The sequence below is a fragment of the Natrinema salinisoli genome, assembly GCF_020405205.1.
In the GTDB taxonomy this organism is placed as follows: domain Archaea; phylum Halobacteriota; class Halobacteria; order Halobacteriales; family Natrialbaceae; genus Natrinema; species Natrinema salinisoli.
In genome coordinates this window covers 3,102,260-3,127,902 of the sequence record NZ_CP084469.1, presented here as the reverse complement: position 1 = coordinate 3,127,902, position 25,643 = coordinate 3,102,260, and the positions used below count along the sequence as shown (strand labels likewise).

General features: G+C 65.6%; 24 protein-coding genes and 1 tRNA gene. 11 read left to right on the top strand and 14 right to left on the bottom strand.

Annotated elements, in window-relative coordinates; translation table 11 throughout:
• Positions 1 to 9: 9 nt before the first annotated feature.
• Positions 10 to 510: a TspO/MBR family protein gene (locus LDB05_RS15395; RefSeq protein ID WP_226004872.1), complete on the bottom strand. Its 501-nt coding sequence runs from the start codon at positions 508 to 510 to the stop codon at positions 10 to 12.
• Positions 511 to 639: 129 nt separating this feature from the next.
• Here LDB05_RS15395 and LDB05_RS15390 point away from each other — a divergent pair, with 129 nt between their 5' ends.
• Positions 640 to 3,099, top strand: coding sequence for a DEAD/DEAH box helicase (locus tag LDB05_RS15390; protein WP_226004871.1), 2,460 nt, complete (start codon positions 640 to 642; stop codon positions 3,097 to 3,099).
• Positions 3,100 to 3,164: 65 nt separating this feature from the next.
• Here LDB05_RS15390 and LDB05_RS15385 read toward each other — a convergent pair whose 3' ends face one another.
• From LDB05_RS15385 to LDB05_RS15375, 3 genes are all read right to left on the bottom strand, one after another.
• Positions 3,165 to 4,019 carry a phosphatase PAP2 family protein gene (locus LDB05_RS15385; RefSeq protein WP_226004870.1) on the bottom strand — a complete coding sequence of 285 codons (855 nt, stop codon included), beginning with the start codon at positions 4,017 to 4,019 and terminating at the stop codon, positions 3,165 to 3,167.
• A 372-nt stretch (positions 4,020 to 4,391) separates the two neighbouring features.
• The gene (locus LDB05_RS15380) at positions 4,392 to 5,141 is read right to left on the bottom strand and encodes an Sjogren's syndrome/scleroderma autoantigen 1 family protein (RefSeq protein WP_226004869.1); all 750 of its coding nucleotides are present in this window, start codon (positions 5,139 to 5,141) and stop codon (positions 4,392 to 4,394) included.
• A gap of 111 nt (positions 5,142 to 5,252) precedes the next feature.
• Positions 5,253 to 5,717, bottom strand: coding sequence for a TIGR00725 family protein (locus LDB05_RS15375; protein ID WP_226007922.1), 465 nt, complete (start codon positions 5,715 to 5,717; stop codon positions 5,253 to 5,255).
• Positions 5,718 to 5,898: 181 nt separating this feature from the next.
• Here LDB05_RS15375 and mdh point away from each other — a divergent pair, with 181 nt between their 5' ends.
• Entirely contained in the window at positions 5,899 to 6,813 is a 915-nt protein-coding gene (gene mdh, locus LDB05_RS15370; protein WP_226004868.1) for a malate dehydrogenase, read from the top strand.
• Between the two features lie 175 nt (positions 6,814 to 6,988).
• On the opposite strand, the gene LDB05_RS15365 is transcribed toward mdh, so the two are convergent.
• The gene (locus tag LDB05_RS15365; RefSeq protein WP_226004867.1) at positions 6,989 to 7,234 is read right to left on the bottom strand and encodes a ferredoxin; all 246 of its coding nucleotides are present in this window, start codon (positions 7,232 to 7,234) and stop codon (positions 6,989 to 6,991) included.
• Positions 7,235 to 7,396: 162 nt separating this feature from the next.
• Here LDB05_RS15365 and LDB05_RS15360 point away from each other — a divergent pair, with 162 nt between their 5' ends.
• Complete coding sequence (locus LDB05_RS15360; protein WP_226004866.1) at positions 7,397 to 8,182, top strand: class I SAM-dependent methyltransferase; 786 nt, start codon at positions 7,397 to 7,399, stop codon at positions 8,180 to 8,182.
• Positions 8,183 to 8,246: 64 nt separating this feature from the next.
• Here the strand turns inward: LDB05_RS15360 and LDB05_RS15355 are convergent, their stop codons facing one another.
• A complete protein-coding gene (locus LDB05_RS15355; protein ID WP_226004865.1) occupies positions 8,247 to 9,812 on the bottom strand; it encodes an alkaline phosphatase in 1,566 nt (521 codons plus the stop codon).
• A gap of 288 nt (positions 9,813 to 10,100) precedes the next feature.
• On the opposite strand from LDB05_RS15355, the gene LDB05_RS15350 reads away from it, so the two are divergent.
• Positions 10,101 to 11,309 (top strand): inorganic phosphate transporter, encoded by a 1,209-nt coding sequence (locus LDB05_RS15350; RefSeq protein WP_226004864.1) that lies wholly within the window; start codon positions 10,101 to 10,103, stop codon positions 11,307 to 11,309.
• A gap of 11 nt (positions 11,310 to 11,320) precedes the next feature.
• Here LDB05_RS15350 and LDB05_RS15345 read toward each other — a convergent pair whose 3' ends face one another.
• Positions 11,321 to 11,782, bottom strand: a complete 462-nt coding sequence (locus tag LDB05_RS15345; protein WP_226004863.1) for a universal stress protein — start codon at positions 11,780 to 11,782, stop codon at positions 11,321 to 11,323.
• A gap of 134 nt (positions 11,783 to 11,916) precedes the next feature.
• Positions 11,917 to 12,501, bottom strand: a complete 585-nt coding sequence (locus LDB05_RS15340; RefSeq protein WP_226004862.1) for a hypothetical protein — start codon at positions 12,499 to 12,501, stop codon at positions 11,917 to 11,919.
• A 115-nt stretch (positions 12,502 to 12,616) separates the two neighbouring features.
• On the opposite strand from LDB05_RS15340, the gene LDB05_RS15335 reads away from it, so the two are divergent.
• Both LDB05_RS15335 and cgi121 read left to right on the top strand, forming a co-directional pair.
• Entirely contained in the window at positions 12,617 to 14,989 is a 2,373-nt protein-coding gene (locus LDB05_RS15335; protein ID WP_226004861.1) for an ATP-dependent DNA helicase, read from the top strand.
• Entirely contained in the window at positions 14,989 to 15,495 is a 507-nt protein-coding gene (gene cgi121, locus LDB05_RS15330; protein ID WP_226004860.1) for a KEOPS complex subunit Cgi121, read from the top strand. Before LDB05_RS15335 ends, cgi121 begins: the two co-directional genes overlap by 1 nt.
• A gap of 28 nt (positions 15,496 to 15,523) precedes the next feature.
• Here cgi121 and LDB05_RS15325 read toward each other — a convergent pair whose 3' ends face one another.
• Entirely contained in the window at positions 15,524 to 16,300 is a 777-nt protein-coding gene (locus LDB05_RS15325) for an iron-sulfur cluster assembly protein (RefSeq protein WP_226004859.1), read from the bottom strand.
• Between the two features lie 5 nt (positions 16,301 to 16,305).
• A complete protein-coding gene (locus tag LDB05_RS15320; protein WP_226004858.1) occupies positions 16,306 to 17,370 on the bottom strand; it encodes an amidohydrolase family protein in 1,065 nt (354 codons plus the stop codon).
• Positions 17,371 to 17,511: 141 nt separating this feature from the next.
• On the opposite strand from LDB05_RS15320, the gene LDB05_RS15315 reads away from it, so the two are divergent.
• Both LDB05_RS15315 and LDB05_RS15310 read left to right on the top strand, forming a co-directional pair.
• The gene (locus LDB05_RS15315; protein ID WP_226004857.1) at positions 17,512 to 18,555 is read left to right on the top strand and encodes an NAD(P)-dependent alcohol dehydrogenase; all 1,044 of its coding nucleotides are present in this window, start codon (positions 17,512 to 17,514) and stop codon (positions 18,553 to 18,555) included.
• A gap of 303 nt (positions 18,556 to 18,858) precedes the next feature.
• Positions 18,859 to 20,229 (top strand): oxidoreductase, encoded by a 1,371-nt coding sequence (locus LDB05_RS15310; RefSeq protein ID WP_226004856.1) that lies wholly within the window; start codon positions 18,859 to 18,861, stop codon positions 20,227 to 20,229.
• 1 nt (position 20,230) lies between these two features.
• On the opposite strand, the gene LDB05_RS15305 is transcribed toward LDB05_RS15310, so the two are convergent.
• The 3 genes from LDB05_RS15305 to LDB05_RS15295 form a co-directional block, all read right to left on the bottom strand.
• Positions 20,231 to 20,929: a rhodanese-like domain-containing protein gene (locus tag LDB05_RS15305; protein ID WP_226004855.1), complete on the bottom strand. Its 699-nt coding sequence runs from the start codon at positions 20,927 to 20,929 to the stop codon at positions 20,231 to 20,233.
• A gap of 129 nt (positions 20,930 to 21,058) precedes the next feature.
• A tRNA-Gln gene (locus tag LDB05_RS15300) sits at positions 21,059 to 21,131 on the bottom strand.
• 68 nt (positions 21,132 to 21,199) lie between these two features.
• Positions 21,200 to 21,772: a homing endonuclease associated repeat-containing protein gene (locus LDB05_RS15295; RefSeq protein ID WP_226004854.1), complete on the bottom strand. Its 573-nt coding sequence runs from the start codon at positions 21,770 to 21,772 to the stop codon at positions 21,200 to 21,202.
• Positions 21,773 to 21,880: 108 nt separating this feature from the next.
• Here LDB05_RS15295 and LDB05_RS15290 point away from each other — a divergent pair, with 108 nt between their 5' ends.
• The 3 genes from LDB05_RS15290 (at position 21,881) to cysE (ending at position 24,221) form a co-directional block, all read left to right on the top strand.
• Positions 21,881 to 22,471 carry an IMP cyclohydrolase gene (locus LDB05_RS15290; protein ID WP_226004853.1) on the top strand — a complete coding sequence of 197 codons (591 nt, stop codon included), beginning with the start codon at positions 21,881 to 21,883 and terminating at the stop codon, positions 22,469 to 22,471.
• Positions 22,472 to 22,789: 318 nt separating this feature from the next.
• Positions 22,790 to 23,458 carry a metallophosphoesterase family protein gene (locus tag LDB05_RS15285; RefSeq protein WP_226004852.1) on the top strand — a complete coding sequence of 223 codons (669 nt, stop codon included), beginning with the start codon at positions 22,790 to 22,792 and terminating at the stop codon, positions 23,456 to 23,458.
• A gap of 247 nt (positions 23,459 to 23,705) precedes the next feature.
• On the top strand, positions 23,706 to 24,221 hold the full coding sequence (cysE, locus tag LDB05_RS15280; protein WP_226004851.1) for a serine O-acetyltransferase: 516 nt from the start codon (positions 23,706 to 23,708) through the stop codon (positions 24,219 to 24,221).
• Positions 24,222 to 24,244: 23 nt separating this feature from the next.
• Here the strand turns inward: cysE and LDB05_RS15275 are convergent, their stop codons facing one another.
• Entirely contained in the window at positions 24,245 to 25,639 is a 1,395-nt protein-coding gene (locus LDB05_RS15275; protein WP_226004850.1) for a phosphoglucomutase/phosphomannomutase family protein, read from the bottom strand.
• Between the last annotated feature and the right edge of the window lie 4 nt (positions 25,640 to 25,643).

Below are 25,643 nucleotides of genomic sequence, written 5' to 3'. Positions count from 1 at the left end.
ACGCGTCACTCAGGCGTTCAACCGCCAGAGTTCGAAATTGAGCACAGCTGCGAACGTCACCCACACCAGATACGGGACCAGCAACGCCGCCGCCCGGCGATCGACCCGTCGGAACGCGACGATCGTTCCGACGACGAGCCCCCAGAGGACGAGGATAATACCCAGCGCGACGAGCGGGGCCTCGAGCGCGAAGAACGCGGGCGTCCAGGCGACGTTGAACAGCATCTGGGCGGCGAACAGCCCCAGCGCGAGGCGGCGGCCGTCGGCCTCGCTGCGCCAGACGAGCCACAGCGAGACGCCGAGCAGGGTGAACAGCAGCGTCCAGACGATCGGGAATGCGATCGTCGGTGGGTAAAAGCCCGGTTTCTCGAGCGCGCGAAACCACGGCGTGTCGGGCGAGGAGACCACGCTGGGAGCCGCGCCGACGAGGTTGACCAGCAGGACGAAGCCGATCGCGGTGAGGATCGAGCCGCCGTCCGGGAGGCGGTGCGTAATCGTTCGAGTTTCCATACGTCCCCTATGGTGCCAGCGAATTTATAGGTGCGACCGTCCGCTGTCCGGTCCCGGCACCGCCGTCCGCGAGACCACTTTCACCGCGGTACAGGAATCCTTATTCGCGACGACGATGAACGAAGGGTAATGGCAACGACGGACGAGGAAATCGCGTCTATCGAGCATCCGCTCCTCGAGCCCGACTTCTTAGAGCGGCGACTCTACCAGCTGAAACTCGCGGGGACGGCCGCGAACAACCACACGCTCGTCTGCCTCCCGACCGGGCTGGGGAAGACGACGGTGAGCCTGCTCGTGACGGCGCGTCGCCTCGACGAGGTCGGCGGGAAGTCGCTGATGCTCGCGCCGACGAAACCCCTCGTCCAGCAGCACGCGGACTTCTATCGGGAGGCGCTGCGGATTCCCGACGAGGAGATCGTCGTCTTCACCGGCGACGTCAGTCCCGAGGACCGCTCCGAGATGTGGGAGTCGGCGACGGTCGTGATGGCGACCCCGCAAGTGATCGAGAACGACCTCGTCGGGAGTCGAATCTCGCTCGCCGACGTCACGCACATCACCTTCGACGAGTGCCACCGGGCGACCGGCGACTACGCCTACAACTACATCGCCGAGCGCTACCACACCGACGCCGAGAAACCGCTCGTGACCGGCATGTCGGCCTCGCCCGGCGGCGACGAGGAGGCCATCCTCGAGGTCTGTGAAAACCTCGGCCTGGACGAGGTCGAGGTGATGACCGAGGAGGACGCCGACGTCGACGAGTTCACCCACGACACCGACGTCGAGTGGGAGCGCATCGACCTCCCCGAGGAAGTCCTCGAGATCCGAGACGCCCTGAACGAGGTCATTAAAGAGCGCCTCGAGAAGCTCAAGGAACTGGGCGTCGCGAGCTCGACCCAGCCCGACCAGTCCCAGAAGGACCTCAACAGGATGCGGGCCGAGCTCCAGGAGCTGATCAACAACGATCAGTCGGAGGGGTTCGAGGGGATGTCGATCCACGCCGAGGTGATGAAGCTCCGACAGGCAGTCACCCTCGTAGAGACCCAGAGCGTCGAGGCGCTCCGTCGCTACTTCGAGCGCCAGCGCAATCAGGCCCGCTCGTCGGGAGCGTCGAAGGCGAGCCAGCGGATGGTCTCGGACCCGCGCGTTCGCGAGGCCATGCGAAAGGCCGAGAGCTTCGACGAGATCCACCCCAAGTACAGCAAAGCCCGCATGCTGCTCGCCGAAACCCTGGGGCTCGAGGGCGGCGAGCGCGTGATCGTCTTCACGGAATCCCGCGATACGGCGGAGGCGCTGACCGACTTCCTCTCCGAGAGCTTCGACGCGAAACGGTTCGTCGGACAGGGCGATCGCGAGGGCTCCGACGGGATGACCCAGAATCAACAACAGGAGGTGTTAGACGAGTTCCGGGCGGGCGAGTTCGAGGTGCTCGTTTCTACCTCGGTCGCCGAAGAGGGACTGGACGTGCCGGAGGTCGATCTCGTGCTCTTCTACGAGCCGGTGCCGACCGCGATCCGCTCGATCCAGCGGAAGGGGCGGACCGGTCGCCAGACCGAGGGGCGGGTCGTCGTCCTCATGGCAGAGGACACCCGCGACGAGGCCTACTTCTGGATCTCGCGGCGGCGCGAGAAGGAAATGGAAAACGAACTCCGCGAGCTGAAGGGTTTGGCCCCCGAAATCGCCGAGGAACTCGACGACTCACAGCAGTCGCTGACCGATTTCGAGGGGGCAGGAGAGAGCGGAGTGAAAGTAGACGGGAACGACGAAAACACCGACGCCGTCGGTGATTCCTCCAGCGGAAGCGAGGGGGTTGCAGCGGGGCCGGGACTGCAAGAATTCGGGGAAAACAACTCGGAAACGGGTAGTAATGAGGAGAGCGGAGACGGAGTGGACGAGATCGACGAGGACGTCGAGACCCACGAGCCACACGCCGAAGGCGATACCGTCGCGGTCGTCGCCGACCAGCGGGAGATGGACGCGAACATCGCCCGCGAGCTCTCGCGGCGCGAGGAGTACGACATTACCCTCGAGACGCTCGACGTGGGCGACTACGTCCTGTCGGATCGGGTCGTCGTCGAGCGCAAGTCCGTCGCGGACTTCGTCGACTCGCTGGTCGGGGGCGACCGGTCCGTCTTCGAGCAGGTCGGCGCGATGGCCCGCCACTACTCCCGGCCGATCGTGATCGTCGAGGGCGAGGGGCTGTACGAGCAGCGGGACGTCCACCCGAACGCCGTCCGGGGCGCGCTCTCGAGTCTCGCCGTCGACTTCGGCGCGAGCATCCTGCGCACCGAGAGCGAGGACGATACGACCGAACTGCTGGCGGTGATCGCCGGTCGAGAGCAGGCGACCGCCGATCGGGAAGTGTCGGTCCACGGCGAGAAGGGCTCGAAGACCCTGAGCGAGCAACAGGAGTACGTGGTCTCCTCGATCGCCGAGATCGGTCCCGTCACGGCCAGATCACTGCTCGAGGAGTTCGGCACGGTCGAGGGCGTCATGATCGCGACCGAAGAGGAGTTACAGGACGCCGACGGCGTCGGGAAGGTGACCGCCGAACGGATTCGAGAAGTGATCGGGAGCGAGTACACGGGGTGACGCAGTCGGTCGTCGCGGCCCCGATTCGACCGGAATCGAGACGAATCGAGTCCCGAGCCGTCGAGTCAGTCGCTGACTTCGGAGGCGATACGCTCCTCGCCGTCGTCGGAAACGGGAACGCGGTCGTCATCGACTACCTGGGCGACGATTCGTTCGGCCGTGAGGACGCACCAGACGGCGAGTACGACGCCCGCGACGACGTCGACCAGCCAGTGGATTCCCAGATACATCGTCGAGAAGACGACGAACGTCGACACGGTCGCTGCGATCGAGAACCACCGCGGGTACGTGCGGCGGGACCGCCAGGCGAACAGGAGCACGATAACCGCCAGCGACGTGTGTAGCGACGGGAACACGTTCGTATTTGCCGAGATCTCGGCCGTGAGTTCCTGCGTCTGCGGATAGAACTGGTACATCAGCCCGTCGACGCTCGAGAGGTGATTGCGCGGTCCGTAGGCGATAAACACTGTATAGAAGAGGGACCCGATCAGCGTGTTGAGGGCGAACGCGACGAGCAGTTCCTTGACGCGGCGCTGGGTCGGCAAGAGGACGTAGAGGACGAAGGCGGTCGCCAACAGGTACGGAAACCCGAACATGTACATCACGGAGAAGAATCCGATCAGTGCGTCGGGGACGACGTCCTGCACGGAAGCGACGAACGACCCTTCGACGGCGTAGATCTCGTCGGTGAGGTCCCAATCGAGCGCGTAGGAGAGTTCCAACCTGCGATAGTGCGTCAACCGTTTTACCAGCAAAATCACCCCTATCACGCCGAGGTACGGCGCGATAGTCCGGATCCGATGCCGAAGTTCCGCGGTCGTTCGCGGGAGCGTCGAGGAGTGGACACAGAGCGCGCAGGTCGCTACAACGCCGAGACAGACGGTCGCTATCGTGACGAGTGTGACGTATCCTAATGCCATCAGCTCTCCTCCGTGGGCCAGGGCTTGGCAAGCGTTCGCAAGCCGCGATCCGCGAGTCGAACGAATTCTGCGACCCGTGACGGAGCCTCCGACGCCGATCGAGCGGTCGATCCGATCGGTCCTCGGTGGAACCGTTTCCCGTCACTGGGGCCGGCCGTTCGACGGTAGCGGGGCGGTGCGTTCTGTTACAGACACGTATAATTCTACGTATTATACATCTATTGATATCGAGACTTCATCGTCGAGACCGACTCGAGCGACGGACTCGACGGTCGAAAAACGATGGCGAGGAACCGGTTGGATCCGACACTGCGTTCGAACGCACGGAAGCGAGAACGCGATGGCCTCGGTAGCGCGTACGGCGGATCGCCCTCAGCGGAGCACCGACAGCGTCTCGGCGGCTTCGCGGGCCGCCTCGAGGCAGTCCTTCGCGTAGCGGGGATCGTCCGTCTGGGCCGCTTCTTCGGCGAATCTCTCGAGGGATCGGACGAGCGCACCGTGGGCGGCCTCGAGATCGCCGTCGGTCGGTACGGGGGCCGTTCGATGCGTTCCCGAACCGGATCGGCGGCCGTCGGCGGGTGCACTCGAGGAACCGGAATCGGACGAACCGGCGTCGGACCGGGACGGGGTCGGCTGCTCGGCTCGGCCCGCCGGGGACGGGGACGTCGATCGGGACTGTGACTCCGCGACCGACGCGTCCGTATCGGATCGCGGCGGCTGGGGTTGCTGGCGTGGGTCCGAAGCGGTGTCGTCGGTTGCGTTTTCTCCGGACGATACCGAACGAGCGTCACTGTCGGCAGCGTTGGCCGGCGATGCGTCCGCCCCCTCGGTCCGTTCGGTGTCGGTCGCGGCGGTCTCGCCGTCAGCCGGCCCCTCCTCGGCCGGCTGGGCCTCGAGATCCGTTCCCTGGACGGCGTCGGGATTCCCGTGACAGCTGGGACAGAAGGTCGTGCCGTTCTCTTGAAAGAGCGGATCGCCGCAGGTCCCGCAGTGGGCGTTGGTCATCGTCGCCCCTTTGAGCAGCAGGTCGCTCATTCGCTGGGTCGCCTTGCGCTCTTCTTTGTCCTGTTCGTACTTCTCTCGAAGTTTCTCGCGCTCGGCTTCCTTGTCGAAGTCGCTCATAGTCGCCTAGAGACGGCGGACCATCGAAAAAGCTGCGAAGGATCGGACGGTCGAACCGACGACCCGGACGGGACGGGATCGACCGGGTACCAGCGCAGTAGCAGCCACGAGTCAGGATCGGTGCTCGAGAGCCCGTTCGACGGCGTTGACGGCTTCAGCAGGGGTTTCGACGGTCTCGAGATCGATATCGAGGGTCGAGACGTCGTGGGTCTCGAGGCCGACGACGGGTCGATCGTAGATGCCGGCGAAGCCGATCTCCGAGAGCGTGCCGACGCCGCCGGCGAGCGCGACGACCGCGTCGCCGTTCAGCGGGACGAGCGCGTTCCGGGCGTGGCCGATCCCGGTCGCGACGGGGTGGTCGACGTAGTCGTTCGCCGCTTCCGGGCGCTCACCCGGGAGGATACCGATCGTGGTGCCGCCCTCGGTTTTCGCGCCGCGGCAGACGGCTTCCATCGTCCCGCCGCGACCGCCGCAGACGACCGTGTGGTCCCGGGCGGCGAGTTCGCGTCCGACCGCTTCCGCGCGGGCCGCCTGTTCGTCCGTGATCGCTCCGCCGCCGATGACGCTGACGCGCATACAGGAGTAGCCGCGAGCAGTGGCTATCATCGATTCGGTCTCGAGTCGAACCGGACCGTTCGATCCGGGTCCTCGAGAACGAGATTGGATACGACAGTCGTCGAAATATTCATCGTCGAAACGGTACGAAGTCAGAGGTTTCGACGGATTTAACGTGTGGGATGGGGAAGCATTACGTGGTATGACGAAAGTTAGCGTGGTCGGCGCGGCCGGGACGGTCGGGGCCGCCGCAGGCTACAACATCGCGCTTCGGGACGTCGCGGACGAACTCGTCTTCGTGGACATTCCGGACAAGGAAGACGACACGGTCGGACAGGCCGCCGACGCGAACCACGGCGTCGCCTACGACTCGAACACGACGATCCGACAGGGCGGCTACGAGGACACCGCAGGATCGGACGTCGTCGTCATCACCGCGGGGATCCCGCGCCAGCCGGGCCAGACCCGGATCGATCTGGCCGGAGACAACGCGCCGATCATGGAGGACATCGGCTCGTCGCTGGCCGAGCACAACGACGATTTCATCACGGTGACGACGTCGAACCCGGTCGACCTGCTGAACCGCCACCTCTACGAGACGGGCGACCGCGCCCGCGAGAAGGTAATCGGCTTCGGTGGCCGGCTCGACTCCGCCCGGTTCCGCTACGTCATCTCACAGCGCTTCGACGCGCCCGTCCGGAACGTCGAGGCGACCATCCTCGGGGAACACGGCGACGCGCAGGTTCCCGTCTTCTCGAAGGTCCGCGTCGACGGCCGCGATCCCGAATTCGACGAGGACGAAAAGGACGAGCTCCTCGAGGAGCTCCAGACCTCCGCGATGAACGTCATCGAAAAGAAAGGCGCGACCGAGTGGGGCCCGGCGACCGGCGTCGGGCACATGGTCGAGGCCATCCTGCGCGACACCGGCGAGGTGCTCCCCGCGAGCGTTACGCTCGAGGGCGAGTTCGGCCACGAGGACACCGCCTTCGGCGTGCCGGCCAGGCTCGGCTCCGACGGCATCGAGGAGATCGTCGAGTGGGACCTGACCGAGTACGAGCGCAACCAGCTCGGCGAGGCCGCCGAGAAGCTCTCCGAGCAGTACGACAAGATTTCGTAGCCGACATCTCTCTCCGACCGATTTTTCGCAGTCGAATGCCGAGCTGGTAGTCCGGATTCAGTGTCGTATTCGGAGAGCGCGGCGTCGACGTTGCTCCGGACGGTCGAATCGGCGTTAGTGGATGCGGCACTGGGACGCTGAGAGAAACGGAGAGGAAGGGAGCGATGGCGTCGTCTCAGGGAATCAGTTGTTCGCCGTCGTCGTCGTAAATTTTGATCGCGTCGACGGGACACGAGCGGGCGGCGAACTTCGCGTCGAGTTCCGCGTCGTCGGGGACTTCACGGACGAAGACACCGTCCTCGACCTCCTCGCTGTCCGCGAGAATCGCCTTCCCCTTCGATTTGTCCTTCTCGAACGCGTCCCACTCCGCGACGCACTGGAACATCCCGATACAGGTGTCCTCGTCGAATTCGACTTTCATGGGTTGGAGTTCGGACGAACTGCGTAAATCGTTAGCGGTCGGCAGCCACGCGAGATCGTACCGAACGGGCGGATCGAACGTTCTGACCGCTAGCCGTGGTTTGCGATACCAGATACCACATGTCATATGGATTTTATTATCCATCGGATCTTCGACTCGAGCATGGAACGGACCAGCCCCGAACGAACTGGGACACGACCGGCGGACCCGCTGGGACGAGCCATGCTCGCTCACCACCGCGATACGCCGGGTCGGCTGACCTATCGCGACGGCGCGGACGTACAGGACGGCTCCGTCGCCGAGTTCTACTTCTCGAGTTCGGAATCCTGGGAGTCGGAGACGATCGATCTCCTCGAGCGATTGACCGACTACGAACCGGTCCTCGACGTGGGCTGTGGCGCGGGGAAACACCTCCTCTGGTGGGCCGATCGGGGCGTCGACGCGGTCGGCGTCGATGCGAGTCCGAACGCCGTGCGAACGGCCCGTGCACGCGGGCTCGAGGACGTTTTCGTCGGCGACATGTTCGATCTCCCCGTCGAAACGGGCGCGTTCGGGGCCGTCCACGCCGTCGGTACCCAGATCGGACTCGGCCGCTCGCTGGCCGGCATCCGCGAATTGCTCGCCGACTTCGCTCGCGTCACCGACGACGCGGGGGTCGCCGTCGTCGACAACTACGATCCGACGCGGTTGGACGAGGTATTCTTCGGCTACCGGTCCGATCCCCGCGACGGGATCGCTCACCGGTGTTTCCACCTCGAGTTCGAACGCGAGACGGCGGACGGAGAACGATATCGGGAGGTCGGGCGAACGCTACAGTTCCTGCTGTGCTCGCCCGAACGGTTCCGCGAGGCGACGACGGGGACGCCGTGGACCGTGACCGACGTCCTGCGGACCGGGGCACACTACAGAGCGGTTCTGGCGAAGTCGGATCCGGAACCGGATCGGTAGCGAGACGGTTTCAGGGCCGGCACAAAAAAGTGGGGCGGGTAACGGCGAGCGACGGAGTCCGCGTTCAGAGGTCGTGAACCGAGCCGATCGCCTCGCGGCGGCGGCCGGCCTCCGCCGACGGCGACGGGGCGTCTCCCTCGAGAATCAGGAGAATATCCCGGTAGTCGACGACGCCGTTTCCGTCGACGTCGAGCGCCTCGGTCAGGTCGTCGGTGGCGGGGCCGACGTACTCGAGGGCGAGCCAGGCGTCGAGCCGGCTCGAGGGTCCCTTCCGGACGATCTTGCGCTCCCAGAATTCGCGCTGGGAATCGGAGACGCGGGGGAGTCGACCGAACAGCAACAGGGCGGCGAGGGTCACCGAGAGATCGGTGTGGTGGATCCAGCCGTTGAACGGGTCGACGTGAGGTCCGGCGGCCATCACCGTCTGGGCCGGGCCGGTGTGGACGTTCGAGGCCCACGAGACGCCGAGGTGGTCGGAGAGGACCGCCCCGAGTGCGTTCGAGAGGGCGAAAGGACCGTCGGCATCTTTGGCATCCGCGATCCGTTCGACGTCCTCGTCGGTGAGGGCGACGTCGACGCGTCCTTCGACCGCCTCGCGGATCGGGGTCCCCTCCTCGATGGCCGCAGCGATGGCCGCGTTGCTCGCCTCGGCGTTGCGGATCGCTTCGGCCTCGATCGGCGAGCCGTAGCCGCTGCCGGTCGCCAGGCCGCCCGTCTCGTGGTCGGACGTGACGACGACCAGCGTGTCGTCGCGAGTCTCGGCGTACTCGAGCGCCCAGTCGACGACCTCGTCGAACGCTTCGGTCTCAGCGACCGTCGTCTGGATGTCGTTCCCGTGCTCGGCGTGATCGATGCGCCCGCCCTCGACCATCAGGAAGAAGCCGTCGTCCTCGTCCTCGAGCCGATCGACGGCGGCGGCGGTCATCTCGGACAGCGACGGGATCGACTCGTCGCGATCGAGCGTGTAGGTGACGTGGCTGTCGTCGAACAGCCCGAGTAGCCTGTCGCCGCTCGCTGCCTCGAGGTCGTCCGCGTCGAACAGGACCTCGTAGCCCGCTCCTCGCATCCGCTCGAGCAGGTCGTCGTCGAACTCGCGGCGACCGCCGCCCATGAGCACGTCGACGTCGCTGTTGGCGTATTGCGCTGCGATCGTCGCCTCCATGTCGCGATCGGGGACGTGCGAGGCGTAGGCGGCCGGCGTAGCGTGGGTGATTCGGGTCGTCGAGACCAGTCCGGTCGCTTTGCCCCGCGCCTGTGCGAGTTCGAGCTGGGTCAGCAGCGGCGTCGGATCGTCGTCGTCCGCGTCGCCGCGGACCGAAATCTGTCCGTTGTTCGCCTTGTGACCGGTCGCGAGCGCGGTGCCGGCGGCCGCCGAGTCGGTCACCTCGCCGCTTCGGGAGTTGGTCCGCGTGTAGCCGACGCCGGTCATCGACTGCAGCGAGAGGTCGCCGTGGACGACCGACGTGACTTCGATCGGATCGAACCCCATGCCGTCGCCGATCAGGACGATCACGTTCTCGACGCCCCCTCCGAGATGATTGGCGGAGACGTCGGATTGTGCGCCGGCCGATCCGGTTGCACCGAGCAGTCCAGTCGCACCCAGGGCCGTAACGAATTGTCGTCGTCGCATAGTGCATGCGGAGGCTCCACGACCCCATTCATTATTGTTTATATTATCGATCGGTAAGTTGCTATAGAGATCAGTAGTCGACGATATTCGACGACGGGAGACGGGACAACCCGAAAGAGAACGCCTCAGCCGACCGCTCGAGCGGTCTGTCGGTACGAGCCGGTACTCGGGATAACCGGGACCGTGGGGAAGCCAGCGAGGGGTGATCCTCGAGAGCGGGCTGCCGGAAGGACACACGGAACCCGTAGGAATCCTTTTCCGCCGCCTCGTGGAACCTCGACCGACGGAATGGTTGCACTGTCCTTTGCAGCACTCGTCGGAGCCGCCGTCCTGACCTGTCTGTTCATGGCGTGGGTGCTCGGGGCGAACAGCAACTCACCGCCCTTTGCACCCGCGATCGGCGCGAACGCCATCTCGACGATGCAGGCGGCGTTCCTCATCGGGCTGCTCGCGGCCGCGGGTGCGCTCATGCAGGGCGGCAGCATCTCCGAGACCGTCGGCGCGGACCTGATCGACGGCGTCACGATCACGCCCCTCGCCGCCACCGCGGGGCTGCTCACCGCGGCGACGTTCATGGCGATCGGCATCTACACGCGGTATCCGATTCCGGCGGCGTTCGCGACGACCGGCGCGATGGTCGGTGCCGGCCTTTCGCTCGGCGGCGACCCGGCGGTAGCGACCTACCGGCGGCTGGGAGCGTTCTGGCTGCTAGTCCCTATCATGTCCGGCGGATTAGCGTACGCGACGGCGACGGTCCTGCGACGCGACGACGTCCCCGAAACCGTCGGCGTCCCGCTGCTGGCCGGCGTCGTCGGGGCGATCGTCGCCAACGTCCGCCTGGGCGTGATCCCCGATCCGACCGCCGATCAGGGCACCCTCGCCGGGTTCGTCTCCCGCCTGTTCGGCGGTGGCCCGACACTCGCCGCCGGCGTCGATCTCGGTACCGTCGTCGTGACGATCGCCGCCGGAGTACTCGCCTTCTACTGGGTTCGCGAGCGCGTCCGCGTCTCCGTCGAGAGCGGTATCCGCTCGTTCCTCCTCGTGCTCGGCGGCATCGTCGCCTTCTCCTCGGGCGGCTCGCAGGTCGGACTCGCGACGGGACCGCTCGAGAACCTCTTTCGGGTCCAACTCGGCCTACCGGGAATCGTCCTGCTCGCGATCGGAGCGTCCGGTATCCTCGCCGGAGCCTGGATGGGCGCGCCTCGGCTGTTGCAGGCGACTTCCAGAGAGTACGCCCAGCTCGGCGTCCGGCGGTCGATCGCGGCGCTGGTTCCGGGCTTCATTATCGCCCAGTTGGCGATCGCGCTCGGGATTCCCGTCTCGCTCAACAACATCATCCTCTCCGGCGTCATCGGCGGCGGGCTGGCCGGCGGGTCGGCAGGCGTTTCGCGGCGCAAAATCGGCGTCACGCTCACCTTCTGGCTGCTCACGCTGGGCAGCTCCGTCGTCGTCGGGTACGGCCTCTATCAGCTGTTCGAGACGGTGATCGGCGGCTGATCGCCCCATCCTCACTCGAGTACCGTCACCGGACCCGGCGTCCGTTCGACCACCGTTGCGGCGATGCCGCGGCCGAGAAATCGCCGGAGGAACCCCACTGACCCGTTTTCGGAGCCGTACATCACGACGTGATCGGCCCCCTCCTCGGACGCGTATCGGGGAACGACGGTTCCGGGTTTGCCTTCCGCCGTCTCGATCGTGACTCGATCCAGCGATTCGGAACCCGCGACGGACTCGAGCACCTCCGTCGCGCTGGTCCAGGCCTGTTCCGTCCGGTCCTCGCTTCGCTCGAGGACGCCGCCCTCGCTGAGCGGCGCGTCGAGCGGCGTCACGACTGCGAGGAACGTGACGTCGGCGTCGGGGAACGTCTCGAGGGCGTACGCGAGGGCCTCGTCCTCCCGAGGACGGCCGAGGGTGGGGACGAGGACGTGCTGCGGAGCGATCACGGGACGGACTTCGGCACCGATCCTCATCGATCTATCGACGGGGAACGAGTGTTGTCCTGTACTGCCGATATCGGACTCGATACGGTTCCGCTGACCGGTTCCGGATTTCTACGACGCCTCGAGAACGATCCCGTTTGGGCGGTCCTGTTCGAGTCCCGCGGTCATCGGCGCAGATAGTAGAGGACGATGCCGGGAGCCGTCAGCAGGACGAAGACGGCGAGCAGCGAGAGTCGATTTCCGAAGACGACGTAGGTCTCCTCGAGCGACCCGGTCGACGCGCCGACCGTCAGCAACGTCGTGCCGTAACAGCCGGAGACGAGGCCGCGGGGGCCGCCGACCATGTCGAGAACTCGTTCCCAGCGGGAGGGACCGACCCACGGGAGTCGGACGTACGCCATCGAGCCGAGCCGGCGAGCGATGCCGCCGACGGCGGGCAGCGCGATCAGCGCCGGCAGACCGAACCCGACCCCGATCGTGCCGAGCAGGCTGTAACCGGCGGCCCGCTTCAGTTTTCCGAGCAGATACCGGACGAACGCGACCGCGAGTGCGGCTCCGACGAGAACGACGCCGAACTCGAGGACTGACGGCTGTCGCCCGGCGACGGCGAACCGACGGCCGAGCGTGTCGGTCGCCATTCCGAGCGTGAGGATCACCAGTCCCGACCCGACGAGGAGTTTACCGCTTCGCCCGCGAGCGGTCGACGTCCGAAGCGGCGAGGAACGAAGCGTACGCGCGAGCGTCGACATGCGTTCAGGTAGCGATGACTGTCGCAAAAGTCTATCTGACTTCGGCGGGCTGACCGCGGTGGCTCGAGATCCGAGAGACGATACTTTAAACCGCGGGACGCGCCAAAAGCGGGTAATGAATATCGAGGAGCTGACGGGGCTCCCAGCAGGTGCCGTCGACCACTTCCGGAGCGAGGGCATCGAGGAGCTCTACCCGCCGCAGGCCGAGGCGGTCGAGGCCGGCGCGACCGAGGGCGAGAACCTCGTCGCCGCCGTCCCCACCGCCAGCGGGAAGACGATGATCGCCGCCCTGTCGATGCTCTCGGCGATCGAACGCGGCGGAACGGCGCTGTACATCGTTCCTCTCCGCGCACTCGCCAGCGAGAAGAAAGAAGAGTTCGAAGCCTACGAGCGGTTCGGCGTCACGGTCGGCGTCACGACCGGTAACTACGAGAGCACCAGCGACTGGCTCGCGACGAAAGACATTGTCGTCGCCACCAGCGAGAAGGTCGACTCGCTCGTCCGCAACGGGGCCGACTGGCTCTCCGATCTGACCTGCGTCGTCTCGGACGAGGTTCACCTCATCGACGACCGGAATCGGGGGCCGACCCTCGAGGTGACTCTCGCGAAGCTCCGCAAGCTCAACCCGCGCATGCAAATGGTCGCGCTCTCCGCGACGGTCGGCAACGCCGACGAGATCGCCGACTGGCTCGACGCCGCGCTCGTGGATACCGACTGGCGGCCGATCGATCTCCAGATGGGAGTTCACTTCGGCAACGCCCTGAACTTCGACGACGGCTCGACCAGAGAGGTTCCCGTCGAGGGGAGCGAAAAACAGGAGGCCGCGCTCGTCCGCGATATCTTGCAGGAAGGAGGCTCCTCGCTCGTGTTCGTCAACTCCCGCCGGAACGCCGAAGCGGCCGCGAGGCGGTTGGGCGGCGTCTCGAAGACCGAACTGACCGCCGAGGAGCGGACCGAACTGGCCGACCTGGCCGAGGAAATCCGGGACGACAGCGACACCGAGACGAGCAAAGACCTGGCCGACGCCGTCGAGCACGGCTCGGCGTTCCACCACGCCGGCCTCTCGAGCACCCAGCGGTCGATCGTCGAGGACGCCTTCCGCGACCGGCTCCTGAAGGTGATTTCGGCCACGCCGACGCTCGCGGCGGGGGTCAATACCCCGGCTCGACGGGTGGTCGTCCGCGACTGGCGGCGCTTCGACCCCAGCGCGGGCGGGATGGCACCGTTAGACGTTCTCGAGGTCCACCAGATGATGGGCCGGGCCGGCAGACCCGGACTGGACCCCTACGGCGAGGCCGTCCTGCTCGCGAAAAGTCACGACGAGAGCGAGGAGTTGTTCGATCGCTACGTCTGGGCCGACCCCGAGCCGGTGCGCTCGAAGCTGGCGGCCGAACCCGCCCTGCGGACGCATGTGCTCGCAACGATCGCCTCCGGCTTCGCCCGAACGCGCGGTGGACTCCTCGAGTTCCTCGAGGCGACGCTGTACGCAAGCCAGTCGAGCGAGCCCGGGCGGCTCGAGACGGTGACTGACACGGTCTTGCAGTATCTCGAGTCGAACGACTTCATAGAGCGTGACAGCGGCGGGCACGATGGTTCCGGCGAGGCTGACGCCGACAGCGCGTTCACCTCGGCCGCCGATCTCGCAGACGACGGCGGCCGCGACGAGAAACTCGAGGCCACCAGCCTCGGTCACACCGTCTCGCGGCTCTACCTGGATCCGATGAGCGCCGCCGAGATCGTCCACGGGCTCGAGGACGCCGACGAGCGCCCGACCGCGCTGGGACTCTACCAGCTGATCTCGCGGACGCCGGACATGTACGAACTCTACCTGCGTTCCGGGGAGGACGAGAAATTCGGCGAACTCTTCTACGAGCGCGAGGCCGAACTGCTGGGCGATGCGCCAAGCGAGTTCGAGGAGGAGCGCTTCGAGGACTGGCTCTCCGCGCTCAAGACGGGTAAACTGCTCGAGGACTGGGCGACCGAAACCGACGAGGAGCAGTTGACCGACCGGTACAAGATCGGCCCGGGCGACCTCCGCGGAAAGGTCGACACCGCCGAATGGCTGCTCGGGGCGGCCGAGTCGCTGGCCGCGGAGATCGACAGCGAGTGGACCGTCGCAGTTCGGGAAGCTCGCGCGCGCGTCGAACACGGCGTCGGCGAGGAGCTGCTCGAGCTCGTCTCGGTCGGCGGCGTGGGCCGCAAACGCGCCCGCCGGCTCTACGACGCGGAGATCGAGGAGCCCGCCGACCTGCGGACCGCGGACAAAGGCGTCGTCCTCACGGTTCTCAAGGGGAAGAAGACGGCCGAGAACATCCTCGAGAACGCGGGCCGCGAGGATCCGTCGATGGACGACGTCGAACCGGATTCAGCGGGGTCAGGCGATGATGAAGCGGCGGCGACCGCAGGCGGCGAGACTGCTGACAACGAAACAGCGGCGACGGAGCCGGCAGACGCCGACGACGGCCAGTCGAGCCTGGGTGATTTCTAGTGAAGCTACTCGAATGCCGACTCGCGATCGACGACCTCGACTCGTTCGTGGCCGACCTCGGCGAAATCGGGGACCGGCACGAGACGATGATCCAGGCCTTCGACGCCCGATACGTCGCCGACCGACGACACCTCGAGCGGGCCCTCGAATTCGCAGACCGCGCGATCGAACGCGGCGAGAACGTCGCCCGAAATCGCGCCGTCGAGATCCTGCTGTACGCCGCCGGCCGCCGGCAGATCGACCGCGCGCTCGAGATGGGCGTCAGCGAAGGCGAGAATCGCGCGATCGTCCTCGTCGACGGCGATAGCGACGAAAACGAGACCCCCGCGATCGGGGCAGTCGAAGCGCTGGACGCGTTCGTCGAGTACGAATCGACGCTGGAGACGCAGGACCCCGAGACGTTGTGTGAGTTCTTCGACATCACCGGTGCGGAGCGGGCGGCTACCGACGCGTCACTGTCGGCGCTGGTTCGCGAGCGGGTCGCGCTGCTCGAGGTCGAAAAGTAGGGGATCGACGGGTTTCCAACCTGCACGCTCAGTCGTCAGCGGTCCCCTCGAGCCGACCCTCTCTGGCCGCTCGAAGCCCGTCACAGATACCGCCCTGACTCGACATGTTGACCTGCGCGAGCCGCCCCCTGTGGTGGACGAGGTCGAACGATTCGGCGTCGATCGGGTCGCCCTCCGGCGTTCGAAAGAGGGGATCGTCCGGCTCCGAAACGAGGTCGGTCTCGCGAGCCTTCTCGAGGTAGCGTTCGATAGGGTCGTTCGGAGCGGTGACCGCAAACGAATGGTCGTCGACGTAGACGTCGACAGTGTTGGTCGAATCGTCCATCTCGAGGTCACGCAGGCGGAGATCAACGATCACCTCGGCGTCGAGTCCGGCGTTCAGCAGCGCCTCGACGGCATCGTACTGGCGAGCGACACATGCCTTCTCGTCGAGTTCCGCACGGACTGCCGCGACGTCGCCGTCGGCGTCCGGGAACGCCTCGGCGAAGGACAGCCCCTCGTTCACGCCGCGATTGATCTCCGTCTCGTGCATGTGGTCGTGGAGCGTGATCCGGGCGTTCTCGACCGCCGGCAGCGACTCGACCTCGTCGCGGGCGTCGACCGCCATCATCCAGGCGAACGCCGGCGAACACCACGCCGTCGGGAGCGTGAGGTCGACGGCGACGCGAGAGCCGTCGATCTCGATCCCGTCGATGTACTCGAGTTCGACGATCGAGCGATCCAATTCCGGATCGGTGACGCGGTCCAGTCGGTCGCGGACGGCCGCTCGATCCGGAGCGGTGCCGTCGGAGGTTTGTGTACTCATGCTGGTCAGTCGTCCGCAGCGGCGGGTTCTTCGCTGGCGTAGTGGTCCTCGAGACCGAACTGCTGGCTGATCTCGTCGTCCCGGAACGCCTGTCGTTTCGCCTCGATGTCGATGTCGTAGAGATCGGCGATGTTCTCGCCCATGACTTTCTTCTTGGTCTCGAGGTCCCACTCGACGCCGTACTCGGCGCGGTGTTCCTGCGTGAGCTCGGCCTCGAGCACTTCTTCGACGAGCCAGTCGGGGTTCCAGATGGCGTAGTCCGAGCCGAAGATCACGCGGTCCTCGCCGAGCCACCAGAGGAGTTCGGACATGATTTCGGAGAACTTGCCCGGCCGGTTCTGGGCGAACGGGGCGGCGACCGCGAGGCCGCCGTAGACGTTGTTCTCCTGGGCGGCGATCCAGCAGAAGTCGTCGAGGCGGGGCAGGCCGACGTGTTCGACGATAAAGTTGAGCTCCGGGAACGACGAGGCCGCATCGTCGATGTCCGCGACGTCGAACGCGTCGCGATTGAGGGGCCGGATCGTCGGCCCCTTGTGCGCGTGAATGTTCTCGATCCCGAGTTCCTGGCACTTCTCGAGGAACTCGAAGGCCTCTTCGTCGTCCAGTCGCCAGCCTTTCGAATCGCCGCGCCACTCGGCGGTGTAGAGTTTGACGCCGGGGACGTCGTATTTCTCGTGGAGTTCCTCGAGGTACTCGAGCCCCTCCTCCCCGTCGCGGGGATCGAAGGTGCCGTTGAGGACGAACCGTTCGGGGTACTCGGTCGCGAGTTCGGCGTTCTGCTCGGTCGTGTTGAACCCGTCCTCGTAGAAGTCGGTGAGGTACGTCGGCTGGAAGATCGCCATGTCAGCGGCGGCGTTGCCGAACAGATCCTCGACCATTCGGTCGGCGCCGTACTCCCGATACTCGTCCATGTCCCACTGCCGTTCTTCGGGGGTGAACGTCGTGTGGTAATCGTAAAAACACTGGATGAACTCCTCCCCGCCCTCGTGTGTGATGTTCTCCTCCGTGGCGTCCCACAGGTGCACGTGACCGTCGATGACGAAGATTTCCTCTCCGTTGTGCTGATACATCGCACTGTGCACATAGATATCATACCACATTACTCTTTTTCAGATATCACTGAGTTATCCGCATCATAATTTAAATATAGAAACGAAGCGATACTCGAGGGGAACGTTATCACGGATGCCGACGAACTGTGATGTGCTACCATGCAAGCAGCCAGACTCCACGAGTACACCGAGGACATGAGCGACGCGCTGCGGATCGACGAGATCGATCGCCCGGACCTCGAGCGATCGGATCAGGTACTGGTCGAGGTCGAGGGGGCGGGGTGGTGTCAGACTGACAACCACATCATCGAGGGAATGTGGACCGACTACGCACCGCAGGATCTGCCGATGACACTCGGCCACGAGAACGCGGGAATCGTCGCCGAGACCGGCGATGAGGTGACGCTGGTCGAAGAGGGGGATCCGGTTATCTGCCACCCCGTTCAAACCTGTGGCATCTGTCGCCCCTGCCGACTCGGCGAGGACATGTACTGCGAGAACAGCGCGTTCAACGGGCTCACCCACGACGGCGGCTTCGCCGAGTACCTGCAGACCAACGAACGGGCAGTCATTCCGCTGCCCGACGGCGTCGACCCGACGGACATCGCACCGCACGCGGACGCGGGAATCACGGCCTACCACGCCGTCAAAAAGGCGGTCGACGAACTGAACCCCGGCGACACCTGCGTCGTCATCGGCGTCGGCGGCCTCGGCCACATCGGCCTCCAGTGCCTCGACGCGATGAGCGCCGCGGACGTCGTCGCCGCCGACATCAAAGATGAAGCGCTCGAGCTGGCCGAGGAGCTGGGCGCTCGCCACGCCGTCAACTCCGCCGAGGAGAATCTCCCGGACGTGATCGCCGACCTGACCGACGACGAGGGAGCCCAGCAGGTCGTCGACTTCGTCGGTGCCGACGAGACGACCGCACTCGCACCCGAGATCGTCGCCGCCGGTGGCGACCACCACATCGTCGGCTACGGCGGTCACGTCCACGAACCCAGTCAGGCGCTTGTCAACGGCGAGTTCTCGTTCCGCGGCACGCTCGTCGGCAAGTACGCCGAACTACAGGAACTCGTCGCGCTCGTCGACCGCGGCGACGTCGAACTCCGCACCGAACGCCACGACCTCGGCGAGATCAATACGGTCGCAGAACGGCTCGAGCACAACGAGATCGAAGGACGTGCGGTGATCCAGCCGACCTGACTCAAAGGGTCATTTCACTCCGACTGGCAAACCTCTATGCGGTGGCGCGCGCTGGGCCGCGGTTCGCTATCGGCGAACCGCGGCGCGACTATGCGCGAGGGATGAGTGAGCGACTGGAAGGAGCGATCGAATCGGCTGGGGAGGGTGTGGCAATTCCCTGTTGCCACGCGAGCAGGACACTCCTCTTCGCCCCAATAGCGTATTCGTCTTTGAATCCTCTCGTCCGATTCGACTCGAGAATGTCTCTCATCTTTACCACTGAACCGGCGCTACGCTCTTGTGTAGCCGGCCGATACCCCCTGCATGGCCACCCTCGAGGCCCCCATCGAGATCGGCGGTCTGACGGTCCCCAATCGGCTCTACCGCGCGCCGCTACTCGAGTGTGCGGGCAACGGCCCCGACGCAGTCGACACGCTGATCGACGACCTCGAGCCCGCAGCCGAGTCCGGCGTCGGCCTCATCTGCCAGGGGGCGACGATCGTCCGCGGCGAGGGCGGCTGCGCCGCGCCGGGAATGACCCGGGTCCACGATCCCGACTTCGTCGCACAGCTCTCGCGGCTGACCGACCGGATTCACGACCACGGGAGCCGGATCGTCGTCCAGCTCGAGCACGGTGGCCTCCGAAGTATGGAGACCTGGCACGCCGAGTACCGCGAGGAGCATCCGGATCTCGAACAACTCGCCGTCTCGAACCCGCCCTGGCAGTTGCGCGCGCTGGACCGGGTCGGCTTCCTCGAGTACGATCCGCACGTCCTCACGACCGACGAGGTGTACGACCTCGCGGCGGATTTCGGCCGCGCGGCGGCCAACGCCGTCGAGGCCGGCTACGACGGGATCCACCTCGCCGGCGCGAACATGGGGATCGTCCAGCAGTTCCTGTCGCCCTTCTACAACCGCCGGGACGACGAGTTCGGCGGTTCGCCCGCGGCTCGCCTCGAGTTCCTCGCGGTCGTCCACGACGAGATCCGCGAGCGAGCGGGGGACGTCCCGCTGCTGACGAAGGTGCCCGCCGAAACGCCCGCACCGCCGTCGCCCGTCGTTCGCCGGAAACTCTCGCTCGCGGATGGGGTCGAGATCGCCCGCCGGCTCGAGGAAATCGGCTACGACGCAGTGGTCCCGGTACAGACGTCGGTCGTGTGGGACATGAGTATTATCCGCGGCGAGTATCCCGACCGGGCGTGGAACAACGAGGCCCTGTGGGAGGAGTACGACGCGGCCTTCGGGGGGTCGACACGACGGCGGCTCGTTTCTCTGGCGAACCGAGTGCAATCACTGCAGTACGACTTCGAAGCCGCATGGAACGAGGACTTCTGTCGACGCGTGCGCGAGCAGGTATCCGTCCCCGTTCTCGCGGAGGGCGGGATTCGAGGACGGGGGGAGATGGATCGACTGCTGGGTCCGAACGAGGGGGCTGACGACGGTGATCGTCGCGAGGGGGCCGCCTGCGACATGGTCGGCATGGCCCGCCCCTTCTACGCCGAGCCGCGGCTGGGTGCGCGACTGCTTGAGACTGATTCGGAAGCGGAATCTCCGCGGGTGCTTTGTGAAAGCTGCAACAACTGTACCGTCCCGCAGGTGACCGGCGCGCCGGGGATTTGCCGGACGCCTGACGTGGTTCGGAAACGTGGCGAACTCGAGCGAGCGGGAGTCTACGACCGGCTCGAGAGCGAGTGAGTCAGGCCGTTATCGTGGCGCTCGTCAGTTCCGCGAGCGTACCCTCGGTCGTGTAATCGGGGGCCTCGACTCTGAATCGGGAGTCGGTCGAGCCGGCGTAATGAAGTTGCAGCGTGTACGAGCCGTCGTCTGCGATCGGTGCGGCTTCGCGTCGATCGGCGTCGACTTGCTCGAGGGAGACCATCTGACCGGCGTAATCGGCGCTGGTCATCCCGCTGATTTCGTAGGTCTGCCGTTCGGTTTCGACGTCCGATCCCGCCAGCGGGTATCCGTTATTGGCCCATCCGCCGAGCCCTTCGTCGATCGCGTACGTGTGTTCGTATCCCGCATCGATCAGCGACGCGGCCCGCTGGGACGAGAGGTGATGCGGGCAGCCACAGTAGGTGACGATTCGCGTGTCGGTCGACCATTCCTCCACCGGATCGTCTTCGGTTCCGTCTGGAGCCGGCGAAAAGACGGCGTCCGCGATGCGAATCGTCTCGTACTGATCGCGACCGCGTGCGTCCGCGAAGCGCGCCTCGTCGTTTTCGTACCAGTCGAAGACGTCGTCGACCGGCGCGAGCGGAACCGCGACTCCATCAGTCGTCGTCGTCTCGTAATCGAACTCGTTTGCAGCCGTCCCGCTGTTGTTGCCGAGACAGCCAGCGACCCCGCCGAACGCTGCCGCCCCCCCGACAGCGAGGAATGTCCGTCGGTTCATACTGGGTAGCTACTGGGGGCACGAAAATATGACTTCTGGTACCGTGAAAACTATTTCAAGACCCCTTCGTTTCAACTGGAGATCGAGAGGCGTGGCTGGGGAAATGCTCGATTCGAAACGGCAGAGAAGTAGTCCATGCTGGATTCGAACCAGCGTCGAAGCCCCCAGAAGGCTTCAGGATTGGCCGCTACCCTAATGGACTTGACATGTTTCCGTCGGCTCTGATTTCCGACGGTGTATTACCACATAGTTGGGTTCCGTATTAGAGTGTTACGAACTCAGGTGATCAACGACTGAGTCATGATGTTCCAGTCGATGGCAGTTCGCACAGAGGACGATGCAGTGGTCGATCTCCTCTCGAATACTGTTCCAGGAGTACCCGTTATTCACCATCTTCGATATATTCGATTCCTTTTGACCAGGATGGTGAAAATCAAGACAAGGTGGCCGATCTTCATCGCATCGTCGACATTCACACTGTTCGTCTTTATACGTACGGAGCCGCTTTCGAAGTCGGTTTCGACGGCGGTCCTTTCGACAAATACGTTCACCACGGTTCTTGTAGTACCAGCGTTGTTGACCAGTGAGTTCCTTCCAATCGGTATCATCAGGAATGTCAACCCAATCCGGTTTTGGCTGGATCGGCTGTCCACCCGTCACCTGCGGGTCAAATGTTTCCAAATCTGCCCGCTCTTTCGCTGCGTTCCACCCACCCATTGTTTTCATGATGGTCGCAGAAGCCGGCGTCAGACCTAGCTCCTCGTACTGTGCTTTCGTCGGCGACTCGCCGAGTTGTTTGGCCGCCCGCTGCAACGCCTCGAGACACTCGTCCTCCGTAGCCACACCGCCGTTGGCCGCGCTATCGCATATAAACCCTCGAACCACGCGGCGACGGCCGCCGCTCGAGCCCGAACCGATACCCCTTTTCCCCTCTCCCGCCCAGTCCCGGGTATGTACGTCGGACGATTCGTCGTCGTCGGTCCCGAAGTCGGAGCGTACCGTGTATCGTCGCGGTCGTTCCCGAACCGCGAGATCACCGCTCGAGACGAGGCGCTCACCGTCGGTCCCACCGCGGACGCCCCGGCAACGGACAACCCCTACGTCTCCTACAACTGTCTGCGGGTCGTCGAGACCCCGACGGGCGAGACGGCGGCCTTCGGGAACGGCTCGCACGTCGATCCGATCGCGGAGAAGCTCGAGCTCGGCTATCCGGCTCGCGACGCGCTGGCCGAGAGCCTGCTGGCGCTGGATTACGAGAAGGACGATTACGACACGCCCCGCATCGCCGCGACGATGGGCGACGACGGCGAGGCCCTGATCGGGACGGTTCGGAAGGACGCCTTGCTCGTCGAAACCGTCGACGAGCCGACGCTGGTCGCGACCTACGAGACGAACGCCCCCGAAGCGTTCGAGCTTGAGGCCGACAGTGCTCAGGCGGCCGCGAGCGAAGTGTACGACCACGAGTTCGAACACGCGGTCTGTGCGGCCGGCGTCGCCCGAACGGGAGACGGGTTCGAGACGGCGATCGAGAACGGCGACTGATCGGCACGGATCCTATCGCCTGCTGAAATCTGTCGGTCGATACCCACGAAATAGCGCTCGAAGGGATCGAGGGAAAAGCAGGTATCACGCTATCGTGGCTGCAGGGAGTTTCCACGCCCTCCCCAGCCGATTCGCTCGATCGCACGGCTCCCTCGCTCATCCCTCGCACGCTGTCATCGGCCGACCTCACTTTCGTTCGGCCGGCCGACAGCGTGCGCCACCCCACGTCGGTCAATCGAACTGAAGTGACACGAAGACCCTCCGTTCTGAACGGGAGTTGGATAACCTACATACCACTCGCACCGCTTACCCTCGAGCATGAAGGTCGGACTTATTTCGGACGTTCACAGCAATCGGGTCGCGCTGGAGGCCGTCCTCGAGGATATGCCGCCGGTAGACGAACTGCTCTGTGCGGGCGACGTCGTCGGCTACAACCCCTGGCCCGCCGACTGCGTCGACGAGTTGCGGGAGCGGGACGTGCCGACGGTGATGGGGAACCACGACGCGGCGGTCGCCGGAGACACCCCCTTCCGATTCAACGGCATGGCAAAGGCGGGCGTCGATCACGCCAAAAAGCAGCTCTCCGATGACCAGCTCGAGTGGCTGGCCTCGCTACCGGCCGAAAGCTTCGCCTGTGATGGCCGGGTGAAACTCGTCCACGGGCATCCGGACGACCCGGATCGCTACACCCGATACACGTACCCGAAGGAGTTCTCACCCCGACTGCTCGGAGACGAGGACGTCCTGGTACTCGGTCACACCCACGTTCAGGGTGCGAAGCAGTTCGCGGAGGGAATCGTCGTGAATCCGGGCAGCGTCGGCCAACCCCGCGACGGGGATCCGCGAGCGGGGTACGCCGTGTTGGATCTCGACGGACTGACGGTCGACACCCACCGAGTCGAGTACGATATCGAAGCCGTACAGGAGGCCGTCGAAGACGCGGGGTTACCGGCGCGAATCGGAACGCGACTCGCTCGAGGGGAGTGATCGAACGGGGCTGCCCGCGAACACGAATCCGCTGTCGAACGCTCGACCCGCCGAAGGGGAGCGGAAACGAATCTTTTTACACTGCCCCCGCTGCTACGTTCGGATATGGTATCCACCGGCCACACCGCGTGCACCGTCCGGAACTATCCGCCACGCGCCGCGGGCCGGTGTTGCCGCTCGCCGACTCGCGAGTCCACCCGACGGCATCACGTCGAGGCCATTTCAACGAGGACTACGACGGGGAGCGATGTTCGAACGCATGCGTGAGGACGTGCGGGCGATGCGCGAGCGCGACCCCGCCGCGAAGGGGTGGCTCGAGGTGGTGTGCTGTTATCCGGGCCTCCACGCGGTCTGGTCACACCGGCTCGCCCACCGATGCTGGAACGGCGGCCCCATCGGTCGGCTGTTCGCGCGGCTGTTCTCCCACCTCGTGCGCCTGCTGACGGGCGTCGAGATCCATCCGGCCGCCGAGCTCGGTCGCCGGGTGACGATCGATCACGGGATGGGCGTCGTCATCGGCGAAACGGCCGAGATCGGCGACGACGTCCACATGTACCACGGCGTCACGCTCGGCGGGGACACCAACGAGCCGGTCAAGCGCCACCCGACCGTCGAGGAGGGCGTGCAGTTGGGCGCGAACGCGACGCTGTTGGGCGATATCACGATCGGCGAGGACGCGGCCGTCGGTGCCGGCTCGGTCGTCACCGAGGACGTCCCGGCGGGCGCGACCGTCGTGGGCGTGCCGGCGGAGCGAGTCGACTGACCGGAACGTGTCTGAGCGAATACTCAGACGAGTGGTTCGACCAGTTCCTCGCCCGCCTCAAGCAGTTCCCCAACCCGCTCTTCGTCCCCAGCCTCGGCGTATACCCGAAGCACGGGCTCGGTCCCGCTCGGACGGACCAGCAGCCACGAGCCGTCGGCCAGCAGGAGTTTGAACCCGTCGGCGGTGTTCACGTCCTCCACCGCCGTTCCCGCGACGGTCTCGGGGATCGCGCCCTCGAGATCGGACAGCACCCGCGATTTCTCGCTGTCGGGACAGGCCACGCTGATCTTGTCCTGGACGACGGTGCCGTGCTCCTCGAGGAGTCGGTCGACCCGAGCGTCGAGCGGCTCGTCGGCGTGCATCGTGGCCGCGAGCAGCGCCATCAGGACGCCGTCTTTCTCGCGGACGTGTCCCCGGACGGTGAAGCCACCGGACTCCTCGCCGCCGACCAGCGCGTCGTGATCGGCCATCGCCTCGGCGACCCACTTGAAGCCGACCGGGACCTCGTGGACGGTCTCGCCGTGGGCCTCGGCGACCCGGTCGATCAGGTAGGTCGTCGAAACCGTCCGGATCGCCGGACCCGACGCGTCCTGGAGCAGGTAGTCGTACAGCGCGGCGAAGAACAGGTTCTCGTCGAGGTAGCCCCGGTCGGGCGTGATGACGGCGAGTCGGTCGGCGTCCCCGTCGTTCGCGATCCCCAGCTCGACGTCGCTGTCGTCGTCCGTGACGGTCTCGGTCAGCGCCACGAGGTTCTCGGCTGCGGGTTCGGGGGAGCCGCCGCCGAACTCGGGGTCGCGCTCGCAGCGGAACCGTTCGAGGGTGGCACCGGCGCGCTCGAGCAGTGCGTCGGTCGTGTCGCGGCCGCTCCCGTGCATGGCGTCGTAGGCGACGGTTAGTTCCGAAAGGTCGGTCCCGCCCGTAATCGACGCGACCAGTTCGAGGGCGGCGTCGGCGTGGGGAGCGGCGAAGTCGACCTCGCGGACGGTCCCGTGGTCGCTCTCGGGGAGCGGATCGGGTTCGGCGAGCCGCTCCGCGATGGCGTCGGTGACGGCGGGCAGGGCCGGGGCCCCGTCCCCGGGAATGAACTTCACGCCGTTGTACTCCGGCGGATTGTGCGAGGCCGTAATCACGAGCCCGCCGGCGAGATCTCGATCGGCGATCGCGTAGGCGACCAGCGGCGTCGGCCGGTCCCGGTCCGAAAGCAGGACGTCGAACCCGTTCGAACACAGCACTCGCGTCAGTTCCTCGGCGAATCCGCGGGAGGTCTCGCGGGCATCGTATCCGACCGCGACCGGGTCCTCGACCCCCTCATCCGCGAGATACGTCGCGACCGCCTGCCCCACCATCCGAACTCGCGGGGCCGTAAACTCCTCGAGCGTCGCCCGCCAGCCGTCGGTGCCGAACCTGATCGTCTCCATGCTC